The sequence below is a fragment of the Streptococcus atopicus genome, assembly GCF_049166725.1.
Lineage (GTDB): Bacteria > Bacillota > Bacilli > Lactobacillales > Streptococcaceae > Streptococcus > Streptococcus hominis.
The window spans coordinates 1-2,109 of the sequence record NZ_JBMHFC010000022.1; the positions used below are offsets into that span (position 1 = coordinate 1).

At 42.0% G+C, this 2,109-nt stretch carries 1 protein-coding gene and 2 pseudogenes; 2 read left to right on the forward strand and 1 reads right to left on the reverse strand.

Annotated features, from left to right (window positions below; genetic code table 11):
• Positions 1 to 127: 127 nt before the first annotated feature.
• Positions 128 to 1,614 (reverse strand): annotated as a pseudogene (locus ACOMA9_RS09735) (IS1182 family transposase).
• Here ACOMA9_RS09735 and ACOMA9_RS09740 point away from each other — a divergent pair.
• A pseudogene (locus ACOMA9_RS09740) lies at positions 1,608 to 1,826 on the forward strand (hypothetical protein). The pseudogenes ACOMA9_RS09735 and ACOMA9_RS09740 sit on opposite strands and share 7 nt — an antisense overlap.
• A gap of 36 nt (positions 1,827 to 1,862) precedes the next feature.
• Positions 1,863 to 2,109: transposase family protein (locus ACOMA9_RS09745; protein ID WP_421425378.1), on the forward strand; the 247-nt coding region annotated here is incomplete at its 3' end.

Below are 2,109 nucleotides of genomic sequence, written 5' to 3' on the forward strand. Positions count from 1 at the left end.
CGCGCTTTTCTGAGTTATGTGCTCTCTTTGATATGGAACACACCTTCGCCAGAGGAGTAGCTGGACTATAACTGAGGATTGAACAAATCCTATTGGCTTATAATTTGAGCTATTTTGAACTTAACTATCACCACGGGTTCTTGTTATATTTCAGTAGGTTATTGGCCATGAGAACCAAGCCCATGTCAATTTTAACCTGACGTCTACCTCTGAGATTACATCGTTTGTACCCCAAACAAGCCTTTATCTGACCAAAGACAGGTTCCACATCAACTTTACATTGGGCAAAGATGTGACTGCCTTCGTCAGATAAAAGCACTTGGCTTTCTTTTCGTTTTAAGACTTGATATCGCTCATTGACATAAAGTCCCTTTTGCGGAGCCAAGTCAGGTTGTTCTGCCTTATAAACCCTGATTTCCTGCTTGAAACCTATCGTGGTATGGCTGTGTTTGAGATGGTCAAACTGGTATACCCAACCCTTTGCATGGGTGTAGGAATCAGCTGTTCCATCGTAAGTCCAGTTAGCCAAATTCCTATTAGATTCTTTGTGTTTTTTCTTCTGTTCCTTGTCAAAAAGACCATATTTAATCAAGTGGTCAACGCCCATCCTATCCAAGGTGAGAAGATTCTCCTCGATACCATAGCCCGCATCGGCGACAACCGTTTTTAACTCATGTGGATTCGTTTCTAAAAAAGGCAAGAGCGTTCTGGTATCGGTTGGATTTGGATAAATGTCATAGTGAAGGACGAACTGATTTTCAGTGGCGATTTGTAGGTTGTAGCCAGGTTTGAGTTGTCCATTTCTCATAGGATCTTCTTTCATTCTCATGAAAGTCGCATCATGATCCGCCTTAGAAAAACTCTTTCGACCTTGGAAGGTCTCTTGATAAATCTCGTATTTTTCGGCCCGCACTGAAAAATCATCCTTGACTTTACGCAGGACTTTCTTGAGCTTGCGGCGTTTGGTCTTACGCTCGTCCTTACCTTTAACTGGTGTTTCCTCAATGTCTTGGCTCAGTCCAGCCAATTCTTCTTCAAGAAGTTGAGCGAACTCAGTCAACTGTTCTGAGGAGATGGACTCTTGTGTATCCAGTTCAATGGCTTGATGGATAAGAGGGGTGATTTCTTCTTGGAAATAGACCTGCATCTGTTCTTGAAGTTTAGCGGAGAATTTCTCTGTCGCTTTCTTCCAAGCGAAACTATACTTATTGGCGTTGGCCTCAATCTTAGTGCCATCAATGTAGAGACCATCAAGTGTTACCAACTTTCCCATTTTCAACTGAAGATTGAGCTCGATAAAGAGTTCTCGCAGCAGATTTTCCATCCCGACAGCTACACGGAAACGGTTGATGGTCCGGTAGCTGACAACCAACTGCCCTGTCAAGTACTGCATGGCTAGATTTTCTGCCATCATCTTTTCAATCTTACGGCCAGAGAAACTTCCTTGGGAATAAGCAAAGAGGAGGGCAGACAGAAGTAACTTTGGGTGATAGGAAGGGCGACCAAAATCATGTAGAAAGACTGAAACTGACCGGCTTTTAGTGTATTGACGACCTTTTCGATAGTGAAGACGATGTGACCTTGGGGCAAGACATAAGCAAGTTCTAGTGGCAAAGTTGTCTGATTTGTGTTATAGTGAATGTGCATGAGATAGCCTTTCTAAATGGTTTATTAAGCAATTCTATTTTACCAAGACTATCGCAACTATGCAAAAAGCAACGGTAAAACCGTTGCTTTTTGGCTCTATAATTTCTATAGTGGGTAAAACTATCGCAGAGATTATGGAGCTATTTTTGTGTATACAAAAAGTCCCATATGACCTATAATGAAAAGCGACGAAACTACTCATTAGAAAGACTCATATGGAACAACTCGATTTTATCACAAAACTTCTTGGAATTGAAGACAAAAATATCAAAATAGACAATCTTTTTGATGCCGATACTCACAAAGAAATCCTGGCCCACCTTGACTATGATGCCCCTCCATGCCCTGCCTGCAAGGGACAGATGACCAAATACGACTTCCAGAAACCTTCTAAAATCCCTTATCTGGAGACAGCAGGATACAAAACCCTTATCCGACTCAAAAAGCGGCGCTTTCGCTGTA